Genomic DNA, 24,080 nt, shown 5'->3' with positions numbered 1-24,080 from the left:
AGCGCTACGAGCGGGCGCGGTGGGGTGTCCCGGACGACCATCCCGCGGTGCACCAGTTCGTCGCCGAGGTCGAGTGGCGCGAGGAACAGCTCGAGCGACGCCGCCAGGCGATCAGACGACGCCTCGCCTCCTGACTTCGAGGCGTTCCCGTACGACACAGCGCCCGCCCCGAGCGGGACGAGCGCTGTCGCGCGCGCAGGTGGTGCGTGCTCAGATGCAGTCGCGGCAGATGAGCTTCTTCTCGTCGGCGAGCTGCGAGCGGTGGTGCACCAGGAAGCAGCTCATGCAGGTGAACTCGTCGTCCTGACGAGGCATCACCTCGACCGCGAGCTCCTCGTGCGACAGGTCGGCTCCCGGGAGCTCGAAGGACTCAGCCGCTTCGGTCTCGTCCTCGTCGACCTTGCCCGAGTTCTTGTCGTGGCGGCGCGCCTTGAGCTCCTCGATGCTCTCCTCGCTCTGGTCCTCCTCGGACTTGCGTGGTGCGTCGTAGTCGGTAGCCATCGGATCCCTCTCCCCATGCTGTGGTCACGTGCTCGCCGGATCGCGGCGGGGCCGTGTCCATGTGTGCGCGTCGTCGGCGCCAGATTGTGCACCATGGACCGGTTCCGTGGTGACCCGGTCCGCAACGTGTCGCCAGAACAGTGGACGACCGTCCCCTATTCCCCGTGGCGCGGGATGGACCGGACCGCCTCCGGGGTGTGTCGTCAGGCGAGGAAACCCGCCGCGCCGAGTGCTCCGACGAAGGTGTCCCAGCCGTCCGCCGGGGCGCCCACCACGACGTTGCGCACCTGGTCCGCGCCGACGGTGAACGTCCCGTCGAGCAGCGCGAAGCGGCCGCCCGCCTCGCGGAGCACCAGCCCGCCCGCGGACCAGTCCCACGGCTGTGGGCCGGCCTCGACGTAGCCGTCGCCGCTCCCCTCGGCGACGTGGCACAGGTCGAGGGAGCACGAGCCCATCCGGCGGATGTCGCGCACCTCCGGCAGCAGCCGGGCCACGCAGTCCGCCTGGTGCTCGCGCACGACGCGCTGGTAGCCGAAGCCGGTGAGGACCAGTCGCTCGGCGAGCGGCGGAGAGGGACGTACGGCGATGGGCCGGTCGTCCCGCGTGGCACCGTGCCCCAGCGCCGCGGCGTACTCGGTCCCCGTCGGGATGGTGACCACGGCGCCGGCGACCACCTCCCCGTCCACCTCCGCGGCGATGGAGACCGCGCAGTCGGGCAGGCCGTAGAGGTAGTTCACGGTCCCGTCGATCGGGTCGACGACCCAGCGCACGCCGGACGTGCCGGCACGGTCGTCGCCCTCCTCGCCGAGGATGGCGTCCTCGGGGCGGAGCGCGGTGATGCGCGAGCGGATGAGAGCCTCGACCGCCCGGTCGGCCTCGGTGACGACGTCGACGGCGCTGGTCTTGGTGTCGGCCACCTCGATCCCCTCGCGCCTCATGGTGCGCGCCAGCTCGGCGCCCTCGTGGGCGAACGTGCGGGCAAGGTCGCGCAGCTCGGTGGCGCTCGCGGTCACGAGTCGCGTCCGCACAGGGCCGGACGCGGTCCGCGCGGGTTCGGGCAGCACCCCACGCCGCACAGGTCCGGACCCGCCGGCATCGACCCCACGGCGCGACGCTCGGGAGACTCCCCGCGCTCGGCGGCCGCGCGCTCGAGCACGAGGTCGCGGATCATGGCCACGAAGCGCGGGTCCGTCCCGGCGGTCGCCGCACGCACGGCTTGGAGGCCGAGCCGCTCGGCGGTCGCCATCGCCTCGGTGTCGAGGTCGTAGATGACCTCCATGTGGTCGGACACGAAGCCGATGGGAGCGAGGACGACCTGGGTCCCGCCGTCGCGGGCGAGCTCCTCGAGGTGGTCGTTGACGTCCGGCTCCAGCCAGGGCGTCGACGGCGCCCCCGACCGCGAGCAGTAGACCAGGTCGTGCCGGTGCGCCCGTCCCGTCCGGGCGCGGACCCGGCTCGCGACCTCGTCGACGGCGCTGCGGTGCTGCTTGACGTAGGCGTCACGGGGCTGCGCCCCGACGTTGGCCGGGTCGTCCTCCGGGGCGCCGCTCGTCTCGGCCATGGCGGTCGGGATCGAGTGCGTCACGAAGACCAGCCGGGCCGCGTCACCGTGGTCGGGCAGCTGCTCGAGCGCCGCGACGCACGCGTCGACGGCCGGCTCGATGAAGCCGGGGTGGTTGTAGTACTGCCGCAGCTTGTCGAGCCGCGGTGCGCCCTCGACCTGCTCGACGGCGTCCCAGAGGTTCTCCCGGTACTGCCGGCACGAGGACCACGACGAGTACGCCGAGGTGGCGAACACCGCCGCCCGCTGGATCCCGTCGGCCTTCATGCGGGCCACGGTGTCGGCGAGGTAGGGGTCCCAGTTGCGGTTGCCGAAGTAGACCGGCAGGTCGATGCCGTTGTCCGCCAGGTCCTTCTCCAGCGCCGCGATGAGTGCGCGGTTCTGGTCGTTGATCGGACTCTTGCCGCCGAACAGGAAGTAGTGCTCCCCCACCTGCTCGAGGCGCTCGCGCGGGATCCCGCGCCCTCGGGTGACGTTCTCCAGGAACGGCACCACGTCCTCGGGCTTCTCGGGGCCTCCGAAGGAGAGCACCAGGAGCGCGTCGTACGGCTTCACGTCGGGGTGACCCGCAGGATTCATGACGCCAGCGTAGAGGCGCCTACCATGCGGCTGATGCTCGACTCCTACCGCCGGGTGCTGGCGCGCCCGGGCGCCTTCGCGTTCAGCAGCGCCGCGCTCGTGGCGCGGCTGCCGATCTCGATGGTCGGGCTCGGGATCGTGCTGCTGGTCGAGGAGCGCACCGGCTCCTACGGGCTGGCGGGGACGGTGGCCGCCGTCTTCGTGCTGGCCGAGGCCGCGTTCGCCGTGCTGCACGGCCGCTGGGTCGACCACTTCGGCCAGTCCCTCGTGCTCCCGATCGCGATCTCGGTCTTCGGCGCGGGGCTGGCACTCATGGTGCTGGCCGTCGAGCAGGACTGGGCGCGGGTGTGGACGTACGTCTTCGCCGCCGTCGCCGGGGCCTCGCTCCCCCAGGTCGGCGCGAGCGTCCGCACCCGGTGGTCCCACCTGCTCGACGAGCCCGGCGAGAAGCAGACCGCGTTCGCCCTCGAGGCCGTCCTCGACGAGGTGGTGTTCGTCGTCGGTCCCGTGCTGGTCACGCTGCTCGCCACCGGCTGGCACCCCGTCGCCGGCCTGGCGGTCGCGGTGGCCAGCGGCGTGCTCGGCACCTTCGCCTTCGCCGCCCAACGCCGTACGGAGCCGCCCGCGGGACGCAGCACCCAGACGAGCGTGCGGAGCCCGATGCCGTGGCGACTGGTCCTGCCGCTGGCACTGGTGTGCCTCACGCTCGGCGCCCTGTTCGGGGCCGCGGAGGTGACGACCGTCGCGTTCGCCGAGGAGCAGGGCGCCCGCTGGGTCGCGGGCTGGCTGCTCGCCGCCTGGTCCTTCGGCAGCCTCGTCGCGGGGCTGGTCACGGGTGCGATCGCGTGGCGCAGCGGACCGGACGTACGTCTGCGGTGGGGCTCCGCGGCGATGGCGCTCGCCATGGCGCCGCTGATGTTCGTCTCGTCGGTGCCGGTGATGGCCGTGGTGCTGCTGGTCGGCGGCCTGGCGATCGCACCGACGCTGATCAGCGCGATGACGATGGTCGAGCAGGGGGTCCCGAGCGGCCGCCTCACCGAGGGCATGGCGATCCTGCACACGGGGATCGTGGCGGGCGTGGCCCCCGGCGCGAGCATCGCGGGCTTCGTGGTCGACCAGAGCGGCGCCTCCGCGGCGTACGCCGTGGCGCTGGCCGGCGGGGTCCTGGGCGCGCTGGCCGCGCAGACCGCCCGGCCCGGTCGCCGGATGGCCTAGCGTGCGGCCATGAGCTCACCCGTGCGCGGCCACCTGTGGCGCAACTGGTCCGGACTCGAGGAGGCGGTGCCGCGCCACGTCGCGACGCCTGCCTCGGTGGAGGAGGTGGTCGCCGCCGTGCGACGGGCGCGCGCCGACGGCCGCACCGTCAAGATGACCGGCACCGGGCACAGCTTCACCGCGATCGGCGCGCCCGAGCACACGCTCCTGCGACCGGACGGGCTCACCGGCGTCCTCGCGGTGGACCGCGAGGCGATGACCGTCACGGCCAGGGCCGGCACGCCGCTGAAGGACCTCAACCTCGCGCTCGAGCGCCTCGGGCTGTCGCTGCACAACATGGGTGACATCGCCGAGCAGACGCTCGCCGGTGCGACCTCGACCGGCACCCACGGCACCGGCGGCACCGCTGCCGGCCTCGCCGCCCAGCTCGCCGGCCTGGAGATCGTGACCGGGACCGGCGAGGTGCTCCGTGCGTCGGCCGCGGAGAACGCCGACGTCTTCGACCTCGCACGCGTCGGCCTCGGCGCGCTCGGCATCCTGACGAGCCTGACCTTCCACGTGGAGCCGCTCTTCGTCCTCGAGGCCCACGAGGAGCCGATGACGTGGGACCGCGGTCTCGCGTCGTTCGACGAGATGGTCGCCGAGGCGCACCACGTCGACCTCTACTGGTTCCCCCACACCGACCGGATGGTGGCCAAGCAGAACGTCCGCACGGACCTCGACCCCGGCGAGCAGCGCCCGCCGTCGCGGGCAGCGGCCTGGTGGGAGGACGAGCTGGTGTCCAACACCCTGTTCGGTGGGCTGTGCCGCCTCGGCGAACGGGCGCCTGCCCTCGTGCCGGGGATCAACCGGGTCGCCGCCCGGGCGCTGTCGGAGCGCCGCTACAGCGACCTCGCCCACCGCGTCCTCGTCAGCCCGCGCCGGGTGCGCTTCCGCGAGATGGAGTACGCCGTGCCGCGGGAGGTGGGGCTCGACGTGCTGCGCGAGTGCCGCCGCGTCATCGACGCCAGCGACTGGCGCATCGCCTTCCCCGTGGAGGTGCGCACCGCACGCGCGGACGACGTGCCGCTGTCCACCGCCCACGGCCGCGACACCCTCTACCTCGCCTTCCACGTGCCGGCCGGCACCGACCACCGGGCGTACTTCGGCGGGGTCGAACCGGTCCTGCGCGCGGCCGGCGGGCGGCCGCACTGGGGCAAGATCCACACCCGCACGGCCGCGGACCTCACCCCGGCGTACGACCGGTTCGGCGACTTCCTCGCGCTGCGCGACCGGCTGGACCCGGACCGGGTCTTCGCCAACGACCACCTGCGGCGGGTGCTCGGCGACTGACCACCGCTGGTCGATTAAGGCGCGCTGGCGCCTGTCACGACACCCGCTCAGACGTTGGCGGGCCCCTTGGGCAGCGGCGCGCGCCATCCCCGCACCATCGCCAGCAGCCGCCAGCCGAGGCAGGTCGCGAACCCGGCCGCCGCGACGACGACGAGCGGGAGGTCGGTGCGGTCGAGCAGCACCGCGACCGTGGCACCGGCCAGCGCCGGGGTGGCGTACAGGACGCCCTCGAAGATCACCGGGACGCTCCCGGCGAGGACGTCGCGGATCATGCCGCCGCCGATGCCGGTGACCATGCCCATGAGTGCCGCGGGCAGCGGGTCGAGGCCGTAGTCGACGGCCTTGAGCGCCCCGGTCACGCAGAACAGCGCCAGCCCGAACGCGTCCAGCAGCGCCACCGGTCGCTCCAGCCTCCCCACCGTCGGGTGGAAGAAGAACGTCAGGAGCCCCGCCACGACCGGCACCAGCAGGTAGCGCCAGTCGGCCAGGGCGGCAGGCGGCGTGGCCCCGATCAGCACGTCGCGGATGAAGCCGCCGCCGAGCCCGGTGACGCCACCGAGGACCAGCGCCGCGAAGAGGTCGAGGTTCTTCCGGACGGCGACCAGCGCGCCCGCCACCGCGAAGACGAAGATGCCGGCGAGGTCGAACACGACGAGCGTCGTGGCGAACTCGGTGTCAGGCACGGTGGAAGCCTAAGGCGCGCCGCAGCCGTGAGCGCTCCCGGGCACCGCGCTGGCGTAGGCTCGACCAGACCACCCGACCCACGCACCAGGCAGGAGCCAGCCGTCGATGGCCAAGCTGACGTTCACCGGACGCAGCGCGGACGGCAGACGCCTGCTGCTGGTGGACGAGGCGGGTCAGGAGCACACCCTGGCGATCGACGCCCGGCTCCGCCGCGCCCTGTCAGGCACGCCCGAAAGCAACGGCCAGTTGGAGATCCCGATGGAATCAAGCCTCCGCCCCCGCGACATCCAGATGCGCATCCGCGCGGGCGAGAGCCCCGAGGCGGTGGCGCACGCCGCCGGCACCTCGGTGGAGAAGATCATGCCGTTCGCCGCCCCCGTCCTGGCCGAGCGCGCGCACGTGGCCGAGCGCGCCCAGCTCGCCTCCCTGCGCCGTCGCGCCGGGGAGTCCGGTGCCCGCACGCTCGGTGAGGCCGTCACCGCCCACCTGCGCTCGCACAACGTCGACCCCGGCAGCGTCGAGTGGGACGCATGGCGCCGCGAGGACGGCCGCTGGTCGCTGACCGCGCTGTACGACGTGGCCGGCCGCGTCGGCACGGCCACCTTCTCCCACGACCCCCGCGGCAGCTTCGTGACCGTCGACGACGAGGACGCCCGGTGGCTGGTCGGCGACGTCGCGTCACCCGCCGCCGACGCCCCGGACACCGGGGCCGCTCCCGCCGCCGACGACCTCGCGGCCGCGCGCCAGCGACGCCTCAGCGCGATCGGCGGCGACGTGCCCCTCGGCGACGACGCGATCGAGATGGTCACCGACGGGTCGGCGCCGGACGCGCCGGACGCCTCGGCCACCGAGACCACGATGGAGCTCTCCGCCCAGGACCTCGGCACCGAGCAGCCGGTCGAGGTCTACCTCGACGCGCAGGACACGGGCGAGACCATGACCGAGGAGCCGGCTCGGCCCCCGTCGGAGCCGGCCGCCGAGGCTCCCGCCGCGCCGAAGCCCCGGCCCGCCAAGAAGCGCGGTCGCGCCTCGGTGCCGAGCTGGGACGAGATCATGTTCGGCGGCGGCAAGGGCGACTGACGCTTGCGCCTCGTCCAGCTCAACGTCCACCCGCTCAAGTCAGGCGCCATCCGTCCGGTCAGCTCCACGACCGTGCTGCCGCGCGGCCTGACCGACGACCGGTCCTGGATGCTCGTCGACGGCGACGGCCGACTCGTCTCCGCGCGTGAGGTGCATCGCCTCTTCCACGTCGTCGCGGACACGCCGTCGACCGACCCGTCCGTCACCGCCGCGCTCCGGCTCCGGGCCCCGGGCCACGCCGACCTGCTGGTCGACGTCCCCCGTGCCGCGCCCGTCGGCGTGCACCTGTTCTCCCTCGACCTGCAGGCCCGACCCGCCGGCGCGGCCGCCGACGCGTGGGTGCGGGCGGTGCTGAGACGCGACGACCTGCGCCTGGTGTGGTGCCACGACCCGGAGCAGCGCACGCTCCAGCCGGGGTTCTCGCAGCCCGGGGACCACGCCGCCTTCCCCGACTCCTTCCCCGTGACGATCGCGTCGCTCGCCTCGATGCGGCGGCTCGACGACTGGATCGTCGAGCGCGCGCTGGAGCTCGGCGAGGAGCCGCCCGCGCCGCTGCCGGTCGAGCGGTTCCGCGCCAACCTGGTCGTCGACGGCGACGAGCCCTTCGGTGAGGACCGCTGGTCGCGCGTCGTCGTCGGGGACGTGCCGTTCCGGGTCGGCAAGCCGGTCGGACGCTGCGTGATGGCGACGATCGACCCCGCCACGCTTCGCACCTCGAAGGAGCCGACCCGCACGCTGGCCAGGCACCGGCTGGTCGGCGGCAAGACCCTCTTCGCGGTCCACCTCGTGCCGGAGACGTCGGGGCGCGTGAGCGTGGGCGACGAGGTTCGCGCGGAGTGATCAGCCGGTCTCGACCGGGCGCGCCGGTTCGCTGACCCACTCGCTCCAGCTGCCGGGGTAGAGAGCGGCGCGGATGCCGGCGACCTCCATGGCGAGCACGTCGTGCGCGGCGGTCACCCCGGAGCCGCAGTAGGCGGCGACGCTGGCCGCCGTGTCGGCGCCCACCCGGGCGTACGCCTCGCGCAGTCGCGCGGGCGGCAGGAACCGGCCGTCCTCGTCGAGGTTCGCGGTGGTCGGCACGTTGACCGCTCCCGGGACGTGCCCGGCGACCGGGTCGACGGGCTCGGTCTCGCCGCGGTACCGCTCCGGGGCGCGGGCGTCGACCAGCACGTCGACGGCGAGGACCTCGTCGGGGCCGACCACGGCCATCTGCTTGCGCGCGGAGACGGTGAAGTCACCCGGCTCGGGGCTCGTCCCCCCCGTCTCCACAGGGTGGCCGGCCGCGCGCCAGGCCGTCCAGCCGCCGTCGAGCACCCGTACGTCGCGGTGGCCGTGGAAGCGCAACAGCCACCACGCGCGGGCCGCGGCGCGTCCCTGCCAGTCGTCGTAGACCACGACCGGGCGGTCGGAGCGTACGCCCGCGCGACGCATGGCGGCCTCGAACCGTGCCTCGTCGGGCAGGGGGTGGCGTCCACGCTCCCCCGGCGGGTCGGCGAGGTCGTGATCGAGGTCGACGTAGGCCGCGCCCGGCACGTGGCCGGCCGCGTGCTCAGCGCGGCCGGGCGGGCCGCCCATGGCGTAGCGCACGTCGAGGACACTCACCCGCCCCAGCGCCGCGACCAGGTCGTCGGTGCCGATGAGCGGGCTGGCCAGGGGTCCGGTGCCGAGGTCGTGGTCCACACGCGGGACCGTAGCGGCCACCCCGGACGGACGCTGTGACAGGATCTGCCGGGACATGGCTGAACTGCACTTCTTCACGGGCACGATGGACTCCGGCAAGTCGACGCTGGCGCTCCAGACCAACCACAACCACGCCGCCCGAGGACGCGTCGGCCGGATCTTCACCACCCACGACCGCTCGGGCCAGGCCGTGGTCTCCAGTCGGCTCGGGCTCACGCACGACGCGCTCGAGGTGGACGCCGACTTCGACTTCTGGGCCTACGTCGTCGACTCCCTCACCCGGGGCGGCCGCATCGACTACCTGGTCTGCGACGAGGCCCAGTTCTACTCCGCCGAGCAGATCGACCAGCTCGCGAAGGTCGTCGACGAGCTCCAGATCGACGTGTTCGCGTTCGGCATCCTCACCGACTTCCGGTCCCTGCTGTTCCCCGGCAGCGCGCGGCTCGTCGAGCTCGCCGACCGGATGAACGTCCTCCAGGTCGAGGCGCTGTGCTGGTGCGGCAAGCGCGCCACCCACAACGCCCGCACCGAGAACGGTGCGATGGTCACCGACGGCGAGGTCGTCGTCGTCGGCGACGTCGAGCAGGCCGACCACCCGCCGACCGGGGAGCAGGACGTGGCCTACGAGGTGCTGTGCCGCCAGCACCACCGCCGGCGGCTCACCGCGGCCCGGGCCAAGGCGGTCAGCCTGGCGCCGGAGCCGCTCCCCTTCGGCTGACGTCAGCCGACCAGGATGGGGATGAGCATCTCCGTCGAGGTCAGCGAGCCGTGGAGCCCCACCAGCGTGTCCTCGTAGGCGAAGTCGCGGGTCGACACGATGGCGGTGTCGTCGTGGCAGGCCACCATCACGTCACCGAGCCGCGGGAGCACGCCCGGCTGCACCTGGCCGAACCAGCCACGGCCGATCGCGTCCTCGCGGGTGACGACGGTGGCCCGCTCCCCCAGCACCTCGCGCCAGGCGGCGGCCACGTCGTCGACGGCACCGGCGGCGCAGTAGAGGTGGCGGAAGCGTGCCTCCCCACCCAGCAGCGCCACCCCGTCGCGCATCCCGTCGACCTCGTCGACGTCGACCCGTGACTCCCGGGGGCTGTCGACCATCCCGTGGTCGGCCACGACGAGGAGGCGGGTGGCGGCGGGCAGCGCCTCGCGCAGCTGCTCGGCCTCGGCGTCGACCATCGCGAGCTGCTGGAGCCACTGGGTCGAGGCCACGCCGAACTTGTGCCCGGTCCAGTCGAGGTCCGAGTCGTAGACATAGGTCAGCGACGGCTGTGCGGCCGACGCGCCGACGGTCGCCGCGATCCGCTCGCCGACGCGGTCGGCACCGACGTAGGTCGCACCCCGCTGGGAGGCGACGGTCAGGCCGGAGCCGTCGAAGTCGCGCTTGTTGACCGAGGTCACGTGGACGCCTGCGTGCGCCAGCCGGCCCAGGGCGGTCGGGTGGGGCTGCCACTCGACCGGGTCGACGCCCTTGTCCCACCAAAGGTGGTTGAGCAGCCGGTCGGTGCCCGGGATGCGGGCGGTGAAGCCGACCAGGCCGTGCGCCCCCGGGACCAGGCCGGTGCCCAGGGAGGTCAGCGAGGTGGCCGTGGTCGAGGGCACGCCCGCGGTGCCGGTCGAGCCGCCCTCCAGGAGGGAGGAGAGGTACGGCGCGGCGTGGGCGTGGCGCGCGAGCAGCTCGGCGCCCATGCCGTCGACGAGGAAGACGACGTACGACGGTGCCGGCGGCAGCTCGAACGCGGCGGGGTGGCCCTCGAGGGGCGTGCCGAGGGCGCGGGCCACAGCGGGCACCACGTCGGCGAGCGAGCGGTCGCCGTACGCAGGCAGGGTGAGGCCTGCCGTTGCCGGGCCGGGCTCGGTGGTCACCGTCGGGAGGTCAGCCGCGCGTGCGCGCGGAGAGCGCGTCGGCGAAGGCGAGGAGGCCGGCGACAGCGTCGGCGCCCTCGGCGGCCGCGGAGACCCGGAGCGTGTAGTCGTCGCCGGCCAGCGTCCCGGTGTAGCCGTGGTCGGCGTCGCAGCCGGGGTCGGAGCAGGCGGCCGGCTCGAGGTCGAGACGGCCGACACCTCCCCAACCGATGGTCAGCACGGCCTCGGCCGGCGGGGCGACCCCGGCCGTCGGGTTGGCCACCATCCGGGTGACGACCACCGTACGGATCGACGTCAACGTGACCGCCTCGGTCGTGGTCGAGGTGTAGGGCTCGGGCAGCAGGTCGTCACCGGGGTGCTCGTCGGTGTGGGCGATCACCAGCCGGGTCGGGGTGAGCAGCAGCGCCGTCAGGTGGCGGCGCACCTCCTCGTGGTCGAAGGTCGTCTCGTGGTGCACGAAGTAGGACAGCACCTCCTCGCCGCCTGCGGCGGAGAAGACGCCGTCGGCGACGACCTCGGGGTAGTAGCCGGTGCGGTGGATCGCCTGGCGGAGGTCGTGGGAGACGTCCGCGTCACGGGTGGAGCGGGGCATGACCGCAGTCTGTCACGCAGGGCTCAGTCGGGCATCGTGTCCCCGGGCATCGTGCTGAGCCGGCGTACGAACCAGTCCGAGCGCGGGTCCTTGACCGGCTCCACCCGTACGCTCGCGCCGAGCACCGTCGCGCCCTCCGCCCCGGCCAGCACGAGCGGCAGCTGGAGGGCCCGGACCTGCGGGAGGTCGTGCTGCAGCTGGGCGACCTGCCGCACCAGCCGCTCGATCTCCGCCACGTCGACGATCTCGCTGCCGCGATAGCCGAACAGCAGCGGCGACGCCTTGATCTCGCGGACCATGTCCTGCGCGTCGTGGTCGGCGAGCGGCGGGATCCGGAACGAGCGGTCGCCGAGCAGCTCGGTCAGCGGACCACCGATCCCGAAGGACAGCACCGGCCCGAAGAGCGGGTCCTCCATCGTCGCGATCGTCACCGGCACGCCCGGGGGCGCGTTGCGCTGGACGACGAACCCGGCCCGGTCCGGCTCGGTGATGAGCGTGTTGAGCGACGTCCAGGCGTCGGCCATCTCCTCGGGCGTGTCGATGTTGCGCCACACGTGGGCCAGGTCGGGCCGGTCGCGCAGGTGGTCGGCGGTCGCCTTGAGCACCACGTCCCACCCGAGCGCCTCGCCCGCGGTGGCCGCCTCGTCGAGCGACGCCACGGCGTAGGTGTCCCACAGGTCGATGCCGTAGGCCGCGAGCAGCCGGTTCTGCTCGCCGTAGTCGAGGTCGCGGCCCTCCGGGTGGCGCATCAGCACCTCGTTGACCAGGTGGCGGGCGGCGTCGAGGTCGTTGACGCCCGGCTCGACGACCGTCGCCTGCGGCACCCGCACCCACACGGCGTACTCGACGACGTGGGCGAGGGCGCGCACGGCAGCCTCGACCGCGGGGTAGGACGGCACCGAGCCGCGGCCCGCGCTGGAGCCGGCCACGTCCGGGACGCGCAGGAGCTCGGGGACGCCCTCGGTGCCGAGGAAGGTCGACACGATCGGCTTGTCCGACTGCTCGCCGACGGCGGCCAGCACGTTGGCGACGTCCTCGCGGGCGCCGGCGACGTTGAGCGGCGGGATGAAGATCGCGACGACCGCGTCGACCTCGGGGTCGTCGATGGCCGCGTCGAGCGCGTCCTCGAAGTCCTCGGCGGTCGCGTCGGCTCCGAGCGCCTCCTGGCGGTTGACGACGAGGCCGACCGAGTTGGCGGCGTCGGCCGCGAGGAGGCCGAGCGCGTCGGAGTTGCCGACGATCGCGACCCGGCGACCGCGCGGCAGCGGCTGGTGGGCCAGGAGCTGGGCGACGTCGAACATCTCCTCCAGCGACTCGACCTGGATGATCCCGGCCTGGCGGAACATGGCGTCGACGGCCTCGCCGGGGGCGCTGATCTTGCGGACCGCGTGGCCCATCGGGACGCCTTGGGAGCTGCGACCCGAGCGGACCGCGACGATAGGCTTGCGGCGGCTGACACGGCGGGCGATGCGGGAGAACTTGCGCGGGTTGCCGATCGACTCCAGGTAGAGCAGCACCACCTCGGTGGCGTCGTCCTCCTCCCAGTACTGCAGGAGGTCGTTGCCCGAGACGTCGGCGCGGTTGCCCGCGCTGACGAAGGTGGTCAGGCCCAGCCCGCGGTTCTGCACCTTCTCGAGGATCGCCGAGCCGAGCGCGCCCGACTGGCAGAAGAACCCGGCACGGCCGCGCGGCGGCATCACCGACGACAGCGACGCGTTGAGCTGGACGTCGGGGTCGGTGTTGATGATGCCGAGGGCGTTGGGGCCGATCAGGCGCAGGCCGTACGACCGGGACAGGCCGACGAGGCGGCGCTGGCGCATCCGGCCCTCCTCGCCGGTCTCGGCGAAGCCCGACGAGATCACGACGAGGCCGTGCACGCCCTTGGCCGCACAGTCGAGCACGACGTCCTGGACGGACTCGGCCGGCACCGCGACGATCGCGACGTCGACGTCGCCGGGGATCTCCCCCACCGACTTCCACGCCGGCATGCCCGACACCGAGTCGGCGCTCGGGTTGACCACGTGGATCCGGCCGGTGAAGTTGCCCAGCACGAGGTGGCGCACGAGCGCCCGGCCGATCGTGTCCTGGCGGCGGCTGGCACCGATGATCGCCACCGACTTCGGGGAGAAGAAGCGCTCGATCGAGGCGTACTCGGCGCGGTGCTCGCGCTGCTCCATCACCCCGATGGCCGTCTCGGTCGGGTCGATGCGGAAGACCAGCTCCATCACGCCGTCCTCGAAGGCGCTCTTGACCTGGTAGCCGGCGTCCTTGAACGTGTGGATCATCGCCTGGTTGTCGGGCAGCACTTCCGCCACGAACTCCTCCACCCCGCGCTCGCGCCCCGCCTGGGCGAGATGCTCGAGCAGGAGCTGGCCGATGCCGCGGCCCTGGTGGGCGTCCTCGACGAGGAAGGCGACCTCGGCGTATCCCGGCCGGATCGTGTCGTAGCGCCCGACCGCGATCATCTGCCCGGCCACGGTCAGGATCATCGCCACGCGGTCGCGGTGGTCGACCTTGGTGAACCGGTCGAGGTCGCGCTCGGACAGCTCGGGCATCGGCGAGAAGAAGCGGTAGTACTTCGACTGGTCGGAGACCCGGCTGTAGAACTCGACGAGCAGCTCACGGTCCTCCGGCTGGATGGGCCGGATGTGGGCCGTGCGCCCGTCGCGCAGCAGGACGTCCGCCTCCCAGTGCCGGGGCGCGGGCGTCACGCCCACCTCGTGGTTCGACGCGTCCGCTTCGGTCACGACAGCAATGTATCGGCAGGTGCCCCCTGACTGGTCCGGCGCCGGGCGGAGCGCTCTCGACACACCCGCGCGCTGGCGCTCGCGGGCACTCGACCACCGACAGGCGCGGGGGTCCCCGGCGTGCCCCCGCCCGTTGGCGCGCGACCACCGGGGACAATGCGCCCATGGCACGACGCACGAAGACCGAACCCCTCCCGGACGACTTCGAGGAGCACATCCTCGACACCGACATCCGCGACGAGATGCAGTCGTCGTTCCTGGAGTACGCCTACTCGGTCATCTACTCCCGTGCGCTGCCCGACGCGCGCGACGGCCTCAAGCCCGTGCAGCGGCGCATCCTCTACACGATGGACGACATGTCGCTGCGTCCCGACCGCGGGCACGTCAAGAGCGCCCGCGTCGTCGGCGAGGTCATGGGCCGGCTGCACCCCCACGGCGACGGCGCGATCTACGACGCGCTCGTACGGATGGCGCAGCCGTGGTCGATGCGACTGCGGACCGTCGACGGACACGGCAACTTCGGCTCACCCGACGACTCCCCCGCCGCGATGCGCTACACCGAGTGCCGGATGGCACCCGCCGCGGTGGCGATGACGGCCTCGATCGACGAGGACACCGTCGACTTCAAGCCCAACTACGACTCGCGCGAGATGGAGCCGGTGGTGCTGCCGGCCGCCATCCCGCACCTGCTGGTCAACGGCTCGGCCGGCATCGCGGTGGGCATGGCGACCAACATCGCCCCGCACAGCCTCGTCGAGGTCGTCCAGGCGCTCAAGCACCTCATCACCCACCCCAAGGCGTCCCTCGACGACCTGATGCGGTTCGTCCCGGGCCCCGACCTGCCCACCGGCGGCAAGATCGTCGGCCTCGACGGCATCCGCGACGCCTACGAGGCCGGGCGCGGGACCTTCAAGATGCGCGCCACCGCCCGCGTCGAGTCGGTGACGGCCCGCCGCAAGGGCATCGTCGTCACCGAGCTCCCCTACGGCGTCGGCACCGAGCGCGTCATGGAGCAGATCAAGAAGCTGGTCCTCGGCAAGAAGCTGCAGGGCATCGCCGACATCAAGGACCTCAGCGACCGCGAGCACGGCCTGCGCCTGGTCATCGAGATCAAGAACGGCTTCGTGCCCGAGGCGATCCTCGAGCAGCTCTACCGCCAGACCGCGCTCGAGGACTCCTTCGGCATCAACGCGGTCGCGCTCGTGGACGGCCAGCCCCGCACGCTCGGGCTCAAGCAGATGCTCGAGGTCTTCCTGGCCCACCGGTTCGACGTCGTACGCCGTCGCTCCTCCTTCCGACGCGCCAAGGCCGCCGACCGCCTCCACCTCGTCGACGGCCTCCTCATCGCGATCCTCGACATCGACGAGGTCATCCAGGTGATCCGCGGCTCCGACAACGCCGCGGCCGCCAAGGAGCGGCTGATCTCGATCTTCGAGCTCTCCGAGGTGCAGGCCGACTACATCCTCGACATGCCGCTGCGCCGGCTGACCAAGTTCTCCCGGCTGGAGCTGGAGAAGGAGAAGAGCGAGCTCGAGCGCACGATCGAGTACCTCGACGCGATCCTCGCCGACGAGAAGCTGCTCCGGAAGGTCGTCTCCGACGAGCTCACCGAGGTCGCCAAGGAGCACGGCACCCCCCGCCGTACGGTCCTGCTCGCCTCGGCCGGCACCACCGTCACCGCTGCGACGCCGGTCGAGGTCGCCGACGACCCGTGCTTCGCGCTCCTGTCCTCCAGCGGCCTCCTGGCCCGCACGACCTCGGACGCCGAGCCCGGCCACGGCGAGGGCCGCGCCGGCCACGACGTCGTCACCAGCGTCGTACGCACGACCGCGCGCGGCGAGGTCGGCGTCGTGACGAGCCGGGGCCGGCTGCTGCGGATCGCCGTGCTCGACATGCCGGAGCTGCCCGACTCGGCCAACGACCCCAACCTCCAGGGCGGCTACCCGCTGAGCGAGATGCTGGCGCTCGGGGCCGGTGAGCGGGCACTCGCGCTCACCTCCCTCGCCACCGACGGCCCCGGCCTGGCCCTCGGCACCCGCGACGGTGTCGTCAAGCGGGTCAACCCCGAGGTGCTCAACCGCGACGAGTGGGAGGTCATCGGCCTCAAGGACGGCGACGAGGTCGTCGGCGCAGTCGAGCTCGTCACCGGCGAGGAGGAGCTCTGCTTCATCTCCACCGACGCCCAGCTGCTCCACTTCCCCGCCTCGGGTGTGCGCCCGCAGGGCCGCTCCGGCGGCGGCATGGCCGGGATCAAGCTGGGCGCCGGGCAACGGGTGGCGTTCTTCGGTGCCTTCGACCCGGCCGACGCGGTCGTCGTGACGGCGTCCGGCTCCTCCACGGCGCTGCCCGGCACGGAGGCGGGAGCAGTCAAGGTGACGCCGTTCAGCGAGTACCCCGGCAAGGGCCGTGCCACCGGCGGTGTCCGCAGCCACCGGTTCCTCAAGGGTGAGGACACCCTCGTCACCGCGTGGGCCGGGCCCGGTCCGGCGCGGGCCGCCGCGGCCAGCGGCGCACCGGTCGAGCTCCCCGACGCCATCGGCCGGCGGGACGGCTCGGGCGTGCCCGCGCCCCAGCCCATCGCAGCCGTCGCGTCGCCCGTCGCGCGCCAGGTCGCGCCCGGCGCGGCACGCACGGCGCAGCAGGACGCTCCCACCCCTGTGGAAGGCTGAGGGCATGCGCACCTCCGGACGCCTGGCCACGACCGCGGCGGCGGTCCTCCTGACCTTGCCGACCCTCGCCGCGTGCTCCGGCGAGGCGGACGGCGGCGAGGCCGAGGGCCCCTCGGCCGAGGAGGTCCTCGCCGAGGCCGCGACGACGCTGGACGAGACCAGCGGCGTCGAGCTGACGCTCTCGACGGACGCGCTGCCCGAGGGTGTCTCCGGCATCACCCGCGCGGTCGGCACGGTCACCGACGCCCCGGCGTTCGAGGGCTCGATCACGGTCGTGTTCGCCGGGCAGACGGTCGACGTTCCCGTGATCGCCGTCGACGACACCGTGTACGCCCAGCTCCCCTTCACGCCGGGCTACGACAAGGTCAACCCCAAGGAGTACGGCGCGCCCGACCCCTCCGGGCTGGTCGGTGAGGACGGGTTCGCGGGCCTGCTCGGGCTCACCGAGTCGCCCGAGGCCGGGGAGAGCGTGCGCGGCGGGGCCGACAACAGCGAGATCCTCACGACCTACTCCGGGACCGTCCCGGGCGACGCGATGGACGCGATCATCCCCTCCTCGTCCGGCGACTCCTTCGACGTCGAGTGGCAGGTCAGTGACGACGGCGAGCTCCGCCGGGCCACCCTGACCGGCGTCTTCTACCCGCGCGCCGAGCCGATGACCTACACGGTCGACTTCGCCGGGTACGGCACCGAGAAGGACATCGCCGCGCCGTGAGCCCGACCGTGACGGGCCCGGTCGTGGCGTACCGGCGCACCTCGCGGCTGCTGCTGGCCATGGCGTCGGTCGCCGTCGCGTTCGCGGCGGCCGACACGTACGTCGTCGTGCTCGCGCTGCCCGACATGATGACCGGCGTCGGGGTGCCGATCGACCAGCTCCAGCGGGCCGCCCCGATCGTCAGCGGCTTCCTGCTCGGTTACGTCGCCATGCTCCCGCTCATCGGCCGCATCGCCGACCTCCGCGGTCGCGTGCCCGTGCTGGTGATGGCGCTGGTCCTCTTCGCGCTCGGCTCGCTGATCACGACCGTCGCCTACGACATGCCCAGCATCGTCGCGGGCCGGTTCCTCCAGGGCGTCGGCGGTGGCGGTCTGGTCCCGGCGACACTCGCCCTCGTCGCCGACCTCTACCCCGTCGAGCGCCGTGGCGTGCCGCTCGGCGTCGTCTCGGCGGTGCAGGAGATCGGCTCCGTGCTCGGCCCTCTCTTCGGTGCCGCGGTCCTCGCGTTCGCCGACTGGCGGGCGATCTTCGCCATCAACCTCGCCGTCGGGCTCGTCCTCGCCGCCGCGATCCGCGCCCTCGCGTCCCGCGACGAGGCGCTTCCACATCGGCGCGTGGACGTCATCGGTCTCCTGCTGGTGCTCGCCACCCTCTCGAGCGCGGCGATCGTGTTCCTGCGCCCGTCCGGGCTCATGCGCGACCTCACCTGGGGCCAGCTGTTCATCCCGTTCGCCGGTGACGGCCGGTGGCTCACACCGATCGGCGTGACGACGATGGCCGCGCTGGTGCTGCTGGTGGCCTGGTGCTGGTTCGCGCCGCGCCCCCTGCTCGACCTGCGCGGGTGGACCCGCGTCCTGCTCGAGGCCGACCTGGTCGGCGCGCTCCTGCTCGCTGCGGCGCTCGGAGGCGTCATCCTCGCCTTCGCCACCGCCGACCCCAAGATCGAGGTCTTCTCGCCCCGCGGCCGGTGGTACCTCCTGGGGGCCGCGGTCTCCGCGGTCGTCTTCGCCTGGCACGTACGCCGCGCCGCCGACCCGCTCGTGCCCCGCGGCGCGCTGCGCCGTACGCCCGCGTGGGGCGCGCTCCTGGTCAGCTTCTTCGTCGGTGCCGCGCTCATCGCCGCCCTCATCGACATCCCGCTCTTCGCCCGCACGACCGTCTATCCCGACGACCAGCTGCCCGCGGCCCTCGTGCTCGTACGCTTCCTCCTCGCGCTGCCGGTCGGAGCCGTCGCGGGTGGCTACCTGATCCGGTCCCTGTCCCCCGGCCTCGTCACTGCCGCCGGCATGCTGCTGGCCGCCACCGGCTTCGTGCTGATGACACGCTGGGGCCTCACCACGATCGAGGAGCCGATCGCCAACGTCGCGCTCGTCACCGGCGGGCTCGGCTTCGGGCTCGCCCTCGCCCCCGTCAACGCCGCGCTCCTCGCCTCGACCGACGACGACGTCCACGGCGTCGCGAGCGCCTTCGTCGTGGTGGCACGGATGGTCGGCATGCTCGTCGGCATCTCGGCGCTGACCACCATCGGCCTGCGGCGCTACTACGCCGAGCAGCAGGCGGTACCGCCCGTCCAGGAGGTCTGCGACGGCAAGAGCCGGTGCCCGGAGTTCTCCGACCTGCTGCGGGTCGCCGGCATCGCGCAGGAGCACGCAGTGTTCTGGGGCGCTGCCGGCTGCTCGGTCGTGGCGGCGGTGCTCGCCCTCGTGCTGTTCCGCCAGGTGCGGCCCTCGCGTCTGGCTGCGCGAGACGTCTTCACCGGCGGCGCCTGAGTCGCGCTAACCTGCGGGTCGTGAGCGACTTCGACGACCTCCTGGCAGCCAACCGCGAGTTCGCGGACTCCTTTGACCTCGGCGGATTCGACGGCAAGGCCCATGCCGGCGTCGCGCTGGTCACCTGCATGGACTCGCGCATCGATCCGCTGCGGATGCTCGGGCTCACGCACGGCGACGCCAAGATCTTCCGCAACCCCGGCGGCCGGGTCACCCCGCAGGCGCTCGAGGCGCTCGTGCTGGGCGTCCACCTGCTCAACGTCCAGCGCATCCTCGTCGTGCCGCACACCCGCTGTGCGATGGCGTCGGCCACCGAGGCGGAGCTGCGGGTGAAGGTCGGCGAGTCCGCCGGCGTCGACGCCAGCTGGCAGTCCTTCGGCGTCGTGTCCGACCAGCTCGAGCAGCTGCGCGAGGACGTCGTCAAGGTGCGCACCCACCCGCTCATCGGCCAGCGCGCCAAGGTCGGCGGCTTCGTCTACGACGTCGACTCGGGGCTGCTCACCCAGCACGCCTGAGCGTCTGAGCGCCGCCGGAGCGCCTTCTGGCCGCGGATCGCCTACCTCAGCGTCTGCTTGCCACCGTGCAGCAGCGTCACCAGCTGCGCGACCTTGCCGTCCGTGGCGGCGTCGCGCGCGAACGAGGTCAGGTTCATGACCGGCCTGAACCTCTGGCGGGTGATGGCCTTGGCATAGGTGAACTCCTTGAGCCCGTCGGCGCCGTGGATGCGCCCGAACCCCGACTGCCCGACCCCGCCGAAGGGCAGGGAGGGGACGGCGGCGAAGGCGATCACCGAGTTGACCGACGTCATGCCCGACCGGATACGACGTGCGATCGCCACGCCGTTGGCCCTGGAGAACACCGCGCCGGCCAGGCCGTACTCCGTGGCGTTGGTGCGGCGCACGGCCTCGTCCATGTCGGTGACCGGGTTGATCGCGAGCGTCGGCCCGAAGGTCTCCTCGGTGATCGCGGTGGAGTCCTCCGGCACGTGGGTCAGGATGGTCGGCTGGACGAACCGGTCGCCGACGGCGTCGGGGCCGCCGAGGGCGACGCGCGCGCCCTTGGCGAGGGCGTCCTCGAGGTGGCTCCTGATGACCGCCAGCTGCGACGGCATCGTGATCGGACCGATCTTCGCGTCCGGGTCGGCCCCCGCGCGCAGGCCCCGGGCCTGGCTGAGGATCTCGCCCATGAAGTCGTCGAACACCTTCTCGTGGACATAGACGCGCTCGGTCCCGATGCAGGTCTGGCCGGCGTTGGACATGCCGCCCCACAGCGCGGCCTCCGCGGCCTTGGTCAGGTCGGCGTCCTCGTCGACGATCACCGAGTCCTTGCCGCCGGCCTCGATGAGGACCGGGGTGAGGTTCTCCGCGCACGCTGCCATCACGAGCTTGCCCGTGCGCGCCGAACCGGTGAAGGCCAGCTTGTCGATCGCGGCCGTGCACAGCGCGTTGCCGGTCTCGCCCAGGCCGGTGACGACCTGCAGCACGTCGCGCCCGTGGACGACCTCACGCAGGCTGTCGGCCAACCACCGACCGACGCCGGGGGTGTACTCGCTGGGCTTGAACACCACCGTGTTGCCGGCCGCGAGGGCGTAGGCGATCGAGCCCATCGGCGTGAACACCGGGTAGTTCCACGGCCCGATGACGCCGACGACCCCGAGCGGGTGGTACTCGACGGACGCAGCCTGGTTGGCCATCAGCAGCCCGGCGGAGACCCGGCGCGGGCCGAGCACCTTCCTGGCGTGCTTGGCCGCCCACGCGATGTGGTCGACCGCCAGGACGATCTCGAGCTGGGCGTCGCCGTGCGGCTTGCCGGTCTCGCGGTGGACGAGGTCGGCGAGCTGGGCGATGCGTCGCGTGATGACGCTGCGCCAGGTCAGCAGCACGTCCGCCCGCTCGTCGAACGACAGCTCGCTCCACCACCCGGCCGCCGTACGGGCGCGGGCGACGGCAGCGTCGACCCCGTCCTTGTCCGTCACCGGGTGGGTGTCCACGACGTCCCCGGTGGCGGGGTCCAGGGAGTCGAAGGTCCGCGTGGTCCCGGCGGGCTGGAGGGTGTCGGTCATCGGCTCTCCTTGATGAGGTCGGCGCACTTCTCGCCGATCATGATGGTCGGGGCGTTGGTGTTGCCGCGCGGCACCCGCGGCATGACGGAGGCGTCGGCGACCCGCAGGCCCTCGACGCCGTGGACCTTCAGCTCGGGATCGACGACGCTGCCCTCGACGGTGCCCATGGCGCACGTCGCCACGGGGTGGTAGAGCGTCTGGCCGAGCCGCCCGATGGCCTCGATGATGTCGTCGTCCCTGGGATCGGCCGTCGCCGGGACCCAGGGCTCGGCGACGTACCTCGCGATCGGCTCCTGGCGCAGGACCTCCAGCGCGGTGCGGAAGCCGGCGATCATCGCCTCGAGGTCGGCGCGGTCGTCGAAGTAGCCCGGGTCGATCTCGGGGTGCCAGGTCGGGTCGGCCGAGCGCAGCCGCACGTGGCCCGAGCTCTGCACGTTGACGAGCGTGACGGCCGTCGTCAGCGCGCGGCGTACGGGCTCGTGCAGGCCGTTGTCGTAGAACCCCGTCGGTGCCACGTGGAGCTGGATGTCGGGCAGGTCGAGGGCGTCGTGGGAGCGGTAGAACGCACCGGTCTCCGCGACGTTGGAGCTGAGCGGACCCTTGCCGGTCGCCTTCCACCGCACCAGGTTGCCGAGGCCCAGCATCTCCGCCACGTCGGTGGTGTCCTTGGTGTAGCTGAGGATGCCGGACACGGGATGGTCCTGGAGGTTCTGCCCGACGCCCGGCGACTCCACCACGACGTCGATGCCCATGTCGCGCAGGTGCGCGCCGGGGCCGATGCCGGAGAGCATCAGCAGCTGCGGGCTGTTGACCGCGCCTCCGCTGAGCACGATCTCCGCCTCGGCCCGTACGACGTGGTCCCGGCCGCCGCGGGTGTACGCGACGCCGACGGCGCGCGTGCCCTCGAGGACGATGCGGGTCACGAGGGCCTCGGTGCGCACGACGAGGTTCGGGCGCGCGGCAGCGGGGCGGATGTAGGCGTCGGCGACCGACCAGCGACGGCCCTTCTTGCAGGTGACCTGGTAGGGCCCGATGCCTTCCTGCTCCGCGCCGTTGAAGTCGTCGTTGCGCTTCAGCCCGGCCGACACGCCGGCCTCGATGAACGCCGTGCTCAGCTCGTGGTTCCAGGTGCGGTCCTCCACGTGGAGCGGGCCGTCGGTGCCGTGGAACGGACCGCCCAGGCGGGTGTTGCCCTCCGCCTTGGTGAAGTAGGGCAGCACGTCGTCGAAGCCCCAGCCCGTGGCGCCGTACGAGTCGCGCCACTCGTCGTAGTCGGCGTGGTTGCCGCGGATGTAGATCATGGCGTTCATCGACGAGCACCCACCGAGCGCCTTCATCCGCGGCCAGTACGCCCGACGCCCGCCGAGGTGCTTCTGCGGGGTCGTCTCGTAGTTCCAGTCCCACCTGGTCTTGAACAGCATCGAGAACGCGAGCGGCATGTGGATGTTGTCGTCGTCGTCGACCGGACCGGCTTCCAGCAGCAGCACCCGGACCTGAGGGTCCTCGCTCAGCCGGGCCGCGACCACGCCGCCGGCGCTGCCCGATCCGATGACCACGTAGTCGAATGTCTCGTCGGGCATGGGACTCCCTCTGGTGTGCCTGTGACGCGAGCCACAAACCTACGGCGGGCGCGACCGCGACACAACCACTGTCACGGTCAAGTCACGGCGTCGGTCGACCTGCCATCGTGGAGTCCGTGTTCCGTATGCCGGCACGCGGACTCCACCTCGTCAGCTCAGCCCTGGGTGGTCACGGGCCAGGCCCGGCCCATGATGATGCGATCGGGAGAGAGCCCCGGACCGATCACGGCCCAACCGGCCGTGCGGTAGAGCCGTCGAGCAGGGTCGTCCGGGTCTGACGAGGTCATCAGCACCCAGCGCGCATGGTCCAGCCCGTCGGTGAGCGTCGCCATGAGCTGTCGACCGACGCCCGACCGCCGTGCCGGCTCGTCGACGCCGATGCTCACGAGCTCGAAGTGACCGCCCAGCCAGTCGTCGGCGACGGCCGGGTGCAGCACCCCCGCGGCACGGTCCGTCCACCACTGCCCGTGGTCGCCGGTGTAGCCGTACGCGAACCCCACGAGGCCGTCGTCGGCCCGGGCAAGGGCCAGCCGGAAGCCCGTTCGCGCTGCGTGCCGGTCCCACACCTGGCCACGCCACGTCTCGAGGTCGTCGAAGTCGCTGAAGATCCGGCGGTAGAGCGGCCAGAGCTCGTCTCGCACGAGCACCGCGTCGGCCCCGTACGTCAGGACGACCTCCGCCCTCACGCGTCCAGTGCCTCGACGTCGACCTCGTACGCACCCTGCACGATGAACCTCTAAGGTGTCAGAGGACATACAACGGAGGTTCGGCATGCAGGCAGGCATCTACGTGCGCATCAGCCTAGACGTGGCTGGCGAGGGTCTGGGGGTGCAGCGTCAGGAAGAGTTGTGCCGCGCTCTGGTGGAGCGCAAGGGCTGGACCGTCGCAGAGGTCTACCGAGACAACGACGTGAGCGCCAGCAAGGACAGGGAGCGCCCGGAGTACGCCCGCATGCTTGCTGACATTGAGGCAGGCCGCATCGGCGCTGTGGCGGTCTACGCAATCGACCGGCTGACCCGCAAGCCCATCGAGTTGGAGCACTTCATCGACCTTGTGGAGCGCCACGGGACCCAACTCGCCAACGTGGCGGGAGACGTGCAACTCGACACCGTGCAGGGTCGTCTGACGGCTCGCATCATGGGCAGCGTGGCGCGTGCAGAGGCTGAGAACATCGGCAAGCGCGTACGGGACCAGAAGCGCCAGCGTGCAGCCTCAGGCATCCCCCACAAGGGCAGGCATCGTCTCTACGGCTACGACGACGGTTGGGCGGTAGTCGAGGAAGAGGCAGAGCACGTCCGGGAAGCGTTCAGGCGTAGAGCGTCGGAGTTGAGTCCCCGATAGTGGTGTAGCGCGGTCGTCGAGGTCGTCCCCGGCGTGTACGTCGGACGCAGGCGCGGCCACCGCGTGATCCTTCGAGTCAACCTTCTACCGAATCCTCGAGGACCATCACG

General features: G+C 72.5%; 21 protein-coding genes. 10 read left to right on the top strand and 11 right to left on the bottom strand.

Going from position 1 to position 24,080, the window contains the following annotated elements:
* Positions 1-210: 210 nt before the first annotated feature.
* The 3 genes from IE200_RS20330 to IE200_RS20320 all read right to left on the bottom strand — a co-directional run bounded on the left by IE200_RS20330 (position 211) and on the right by IE200_RS20320 (position 2,641).
* A complete protein-coding gene (locus tag IE200_RS20330) occupies positions 211-501 on the bottom strand; it encodes a DUF4193 domain-containing protein (protein ID WP_056600397.1) in 291 nt (96 codons plus the stop codon).
* Between the two features lie 203 nt (positions 502-704).
* Positions 705-1,514 carry an inositol monophosphatase family protein gene (locus IE200_RS20325; RefSeq protein WP_229856894.1) on the bottom strand — a complete coding sequence of 270 codons (810 nt, stop codon included), beginning with the start codon at positions 1,512-1,514 and terminating at the stop codon, positions 705-707.
* Complete coding sequence (locus IE200_RS20320; RefSeq protein ID WP_191281315.1) at positions 1,511-2,641, bottom strand: ferrochelatase; 1,131 nt, start codon at positions 2,639-2,641, stop codon at positions 1,511-1,513. The genes IE200_RS20325 and IE200_RS20320 overlap by 4 nt, the downstream gene beginning before the upstream one ends.
* A 33-nt stretch (positions 2,642-2,674) precedes the next feature.
* Between IE200_RS20320 and IE200_RS20315 the strand changes: the two genes are divergently transcribed.
* Positions 2,675-3,856: an MFS transporter gene (locus tag IE200_RS20315; protein ID WP_191281314.1), complete on the top strand. Its 1,182-nt coding sequence runs from the start codon at positions 2,675-2,677 to the stop codon at positions 3,854-3,856.
* 9 nt (positions 3,857-3,865) lie between these two features.
* The gene (locus IE200_RS20310) at positions 3,866-5,188 is read left to right on the top strand and encodes a D-arabinono-1,4-lactone oxidase (RefSeq protein WP_191281313.1); all 1,323 of its coding nucleotides are present in this window, start codon (positions 3,866-3,868) and stop codon (positions 5,186-5,188) included.
* A 47-nt stretch (positions 5,189-5,235) separates the two neighbouring features.
* On the opposite strand, the gene IE200_RS20305 is transcribed toward IE200_RS20310, so the two are convergent.
* Positions 5,236-5,871, bottom strand: coding sequence for a trimeric intracellular cation channel family protein (locus IE200_RS20305; RefSeq protein ID WP_191281312.1), 636 nt, complete (start codon positions 5,869-5,871; stop codon positions 5,236-5,238).
* A gap of 106 nt (positions 5,872-5,977) precedes the next feature.
* Here IE200_RS20305 and sepH point away from each other — a divergent pair, with 106 nt between their 5' ends.
* Both sepH and IE200_RS20295 read left to right on the top strand, forming a co-directional pair.
* The gene (gene sepH / locus IE200_RS20300; RefSeq protein ID WP_191281311.1) at positions 5,978-6,952 is read left to right on the top strand and encodes a septation protein SepH; all 975 of its coding nucleotides are present in this window, start codon (positions 5,978-5,980) and stop codon (positions 6,950-6,952) included.
* 3 nt (positions 6,953-6,955) lie between these two features.
* The gene (locus IE200_RS20295; protein WP_191281310.1) at positions 6,956-7,792 is read left to right on the top strand and encodes an MOSC domain-containing protein; all 837 of its coding nucleotides are present in this window, start codon (positions 6,956-6,958) and stop codon (positions 7,790-7,792) included.
* On the opposite strand, the gene IE200_RS20290 is transcribed toward IE200_RS20295, so the two are convergent.
* Complete coding sequence (locus IE200_RS20290; protein WP_229856892.1) at positions 7,793-8,632, bottom strand: sulfurtransferase; 840 nt, start codon at positions 8,630-8,632, stop codon at positions 7,793-7,795.
* A gap of 55 nt (positions 8,633-8,687) precedes the next feature.
* Here IE200_RS20290 and IE200_RS20285 point away from each other — a divergent pair, with 55 nt between their 5' ends.
* Positions 8,688-9,350, top strand: a complete 663-nt coding sequence (locus IE200_RS20285) for a thymidine kinase (RefSeq protein WP_191281308.1) — start codon at positions 8,688-8,690, stop codon at positions 9,348-9,350.
* A gap of 2 nt (positions 9,351-9,352) precedes the next feature.
* On the opposite strand, the gene IE200_RS20280 is transcribed toward IE200_RS20285, so the two are convergent.
* Genes IE200_RS20280 through IE200_RS20270 form a run of 3 tightly spaced genes read right to left on the bottom strand, consistent with a single transcriptional unit; the run spans position 9,353 to position 13,834 of the window.
* Positions 9,353-10,495 carry an alkaline phosphatase family protein gene (locus tag IE200_RS20280; protein WP_191281307.1) on the bottom strand — a complete coding sequence of 381 codons (1,143 nt, stop codon included), beginning with the start codon at positions 10,493-10,495 and terminating at the stop codon, positions 9,353-9,355.
* A gap of 10 nt (positions 10,496-10,505) precedes the next feature.
* Entirely contained in the window at positions 10,506-11,087 is a 582-nt protein-coding gene (locus IE200_RS20275) for a DUF5998 family protein (RefSeq protein ID WP_191281306.1), read from the bottom strand.
* Between the two features lie 23 nt (positions 11,088-11,110).
* The gene (locus IE200_RS20270) at positions 11,111-13,834 is read right to left on the bottom strand and encodes a bifunctional acetate--CoA ligase family protein/GNAT family N-acetyltransferase (RefSeq protein ID WP_229856890.1); all 2,724 of its coding nucleotides are present in this window, start codon (positions 13,832-13,834) and stop codon (positions 11,111-11,113) included.
* A gap of 164 nt (positions 13,835-13,998) precedes the next feature.
* Between IE200_RS20270 and IE200_RS20265 the strand changes: the two genes are divergently transcribed.
* Genes IE200_RS20265 through IE200_RS20250 form a run of 4 tightly spaced genes read left to right on the top strand, consistent with a single transcriptional unit; the run spans position 13,999 to position 19,502 of the window.
* Positions 13,999-16,503, top strand: a complete 2,505-nt coding sequence (locus tag IE200_RS20265) for a DNA gyrase/topoisomerase IV subunit A (protein ID WP_191281305.1) — start codon at positions 13,999-14,001, stop codon at positions 16,501-16,503.
* 4 nt (positions 16,504-16,507) lie between these two features.
* Positions 16,508-17,218, top strand: coding sequence for an LppX_LprAFG lipoprotein (locus tag IE200_RS20260; RefSeq protein WP_191281304.1), 711 nt, complete (start codon positions 16,508-16,510; stop codon positions 17,216-17,218).
* Positions 17,215-18,987 (top strand): MFS transporter, encoded by a 1,773-nt coding sequence (locus IE200_RS20255; protein WP_308433037.1) that lies wholly within the window; start codon positions 17,215-17,217, stop codon positions 18,985-18,987. The genes IE200_RS20260 and IE200_RS20255 overlap by 4 nt, the downstream gene beginning before the upstream one ends.
* Positions 18,988-19,007: 20 nt before the next feature.
* Positions 19,008-19,502: a beta-class carbonic anhydrase gene (locus tag IE200_RS20250; RefSeq protein ID WP_229856888.1), complete on the top strand. Its 495-nt coding sequence runs from the start codon at positions 19,008-19,010 to the stop codon at positions 19,500-19,502.
* A gap of 41 nt (positions 19,503-19,543) precedes the next feature.
* Here the strand turns inward: IE200_RS20250 and IE200_RS20245 are convergent, their stop codons facing one another.
* The 3 genes from IE200_RS20245 to IE200_RS20235 all read right to left on the bottom strand — a co-directional run bounded on the left by IE200_RS20245 (position 19,544) and on the right by IE200_RS20235 (position 23,315).
* Positions 19,544-21,049, bottom strand: coding sequence for an aldehyde dehydrogenase family protein (locus IE200_RS20245; protein ID WP_191281303.1), 1,506 nt, complete (start codon positions 21,047-21,049; stop codon positions 19,544-19,546).
* Complete coding sequence (locus IE200_RS20240; protein ID WP_191281302.1) at positions 21,046-22,629, bottom strand: GMC family oxidoreductase; 1,584 nt, start codon at positions 22,627-22,629, stop codon at positions 21,046-21,048. The genes IE200_RS20245 and IE200_RS20240 overlap by 4 nt, the downstream gene beginning before the upstream one ends.
* A gap of 155 nt (positions 22,630-22,784) precedes the next feature.
* A complete protein-coding gene (locus tag IE200_RS20235) occupies positions 22,785-23,315 on the bottom strand; it encodes a GNAT family N-acetyltransferase (protein WP_191281301.1) in 531 nt (176 codons plus the stop codon).
* An 85-nt stretch (positions 23,316-23,400) separates the two neighbouring features.
* Here IE200_RS20235 and IE200_RS20230 point away from each other — a divergent pair, with 85 nt between their 5' ends.
* Positions 23,401-23,970 carry a recombinase family protein gene (locus tag IE200_RS20230; RefSeq protein ID WP_191281300.1) on the top strand — a complete coding sequence of 190 codons (570 nt, stop codon included), beginning with the start codon at positions 23,401-23,403 and terminating at the stop codon, positions 23,968-23,970.
* The last annotated feature ends 110 nt before the right edge of the window (positions 23,971-24,080 follow it).

It is taken from the genome of Nocardioides flavus (ex Wang et al. 2016), assembly GCF_014653115.1.
Lineage (GTDB): Bacteria > Actinomycetota > Actinomycetes > Propionibacteriales > Nocardioidaceae > Nocardioides > Nocardioides flavus.
This window is presented reverse-complemented; position numbering and strand designations above follow the sequence as displayed.